The organism is Eudoraea sp. (assembly GCF_049665975.1).
GTDB lineage: Bacteria > Bacteroidota > Bacteroidia > Flavobacteriales > Flavobacteriaceae > Eudoraea.
The window spans coordinates 1-1793 of the sequence record NZ_JBATGR010000197.1 but is presented as its reverse complement, the minus strand read 5'-3'; the positions used below and the strand labels follow the sequence as shown (position 1 = coordinate 1793).

The window sequence follows — 1793 nt, the reverse complement described above, 5'->3', positions numbered from 1 at the left end:
TTGCAATTTTAATGGCATTCTCCACAGCTTCTGCTCCTGTACTTACCAGCATTGCCTTAGTATTTTTACCATGGGGCAAAATCTCCGCCAATTCCTCACATAATGCTATATAGGGTTCATAAGTCACAACATTAAAACTGGTATGTAAATATTTAGCTGCTTGTTCGCGTATAGCCTGTACCACGGGTTCCGGACAATGGCCTGCATTTACAACACCAATGCCACCGGCAAAATCAATAAGTTCCCGCCCATCTACATCAATAATAATCGCACCTTTGGCTTCTTTGACAGTGGCGGTATTGAACACCCCCACGCCATTGGCTACTACATTTTTCCTTCTTTCGAAGAGTTCCTGTGATTTTGTTAATTCTTTGATCATACTAATTATTTTCTTTTTTTATAAGGTAAGCTTAAATAAAATAATTTTAATATTTTTTTCTATTTTTTCTTAGACAAATTTTTTAGCTACATGCATTGATTTATGAAATCATTTTACCAATTATTTTTCCTGATGAGTTATATAAGAGTTTCAGAACATTAATACCATTATTCCAGCTTATTTCGTAAAGACTTTGCTTAGGTGTTTCTACATGGTAGATTTGCTGAAGTCCATCATTGCTATAATTTCCTGCAAAATTTTGTTGTACTTGTTCTGGAGTAATTTCTAATGATACCGAAGTAATTGTTTCAAGCCATTTGCCCTCACAATGGAATAATGCGAAATGTTCTTCTTTATTGAAGCGAAAGGTTACTTGCCATCTAAACACATCAATTTGTTTCCATTGTACAAATGTAGCTTTGGGATATTTGGATTTGAATGGCAGGTATACGGTTTTACCGGGCATTATGCCATTTCTTTTGAAAACGTTCAATAATGCTAAATTAAACAGATAATTAAATTTTTTATAAAAAGCCATAACGAAGGTTGTTTATTATCCAACCAGTTTTATTCAGTAAAAGTTTTATCAAGTGTCAAATGAAGAATTACCTATCCTTTTCTCACAATAATTTTCCCCTTTAATTAGAAATATAAAGTTATTTGATTTAAAAAGTAAATACAGCTACCTAAGTAGCACTTAAGTAAAATTTGTGATATCCGGTAATTGATAATTTTAGAAAGACAAATGGAATGGTTCTCCAAAAAAAAAAAAATTAATTAAGGAATGTACTTTTCTTCAGCAATTGATAATAGCAATTCCAGATTCTTAACATTAATTTGTTTGCGACTTACCGAAAGTGCCCCACAACGTTTTAATTCCTGGATGTGCCTGCTCACAACTGCCCGAGTGGTGCCTATGAGGCCGGCAATCTCATCATTTGGTAAATTATTGATCAATTCTAATTTGCGGGTTTCCCCATTTATATTTTTAAGGAGCAATGCAGAGAGGCGCACCAAAGTACTGTGAAGGGTAACATCAGTGGCAACATCCATAAGTTGTCGCATACGGTCCCCCAGATAATATAAAATGGCTTTGTGCATTACCGGATATTTATTGATCCAATGACGCATTTGTTCCATTGAGATTTTTAAAACCTCCAATGAATCCAACGCTTCCCAGTATACATCATGCGGCTTAGTGTCCAACAATGATAAAACATCAAAAACATCTCCTTTAGACAGCACAAAAACCGTATGTTCTCTACCTGAATCCGGATTAGACTTATATACTTTTAACCTGCCGGATACGATGAAATGGAAGGTGGACATTACATCTGTACTGCTTTTAAAACTTTTCGCGCTCCAATGTTCCTCCGACATGGAATGCAATAGTTCATTAATAGAACCAGTACTG

General features: G+C 34.9%; 3 protein-coding genes. All 3 read right to left on the bottom strand.

Going from position 1 to position 1793, the window contains the following annotated elements:
- Positions 1 to 379, bottom strand: a 379-nt coding sequence (locus WBN20_RS07395) for an aminotransferase class III-fold pyridoxal phosphate-dependent enzyme (RefSeq protein WP_424281233.1), incomplete at its 3' end; no start/stop codon positions are given.
- Between the two features lie 100 nt (positions 380 to 479).
- Positions 480 to 845 (bottom strand): PepSY-like domain-containing protein, encoded by a 366-nt coding sequence (locus tag WBN20_RS07390; protein WP_424281232.1) that lies wholly within the window; start codon positions 843 to 845, stop codon positions 480 to 482.
- 311 nt (positions 846 to 1156) lie between these two features.
- Positions 1157 to 1793 (bottom strand): Crp/Fnr family transcriptional regulator (locus tag WBN20_RS07385; RefSeq protein ID WP_424281231.1); only part of this gene is annotated, 637 nt, incomplete at its 5' end.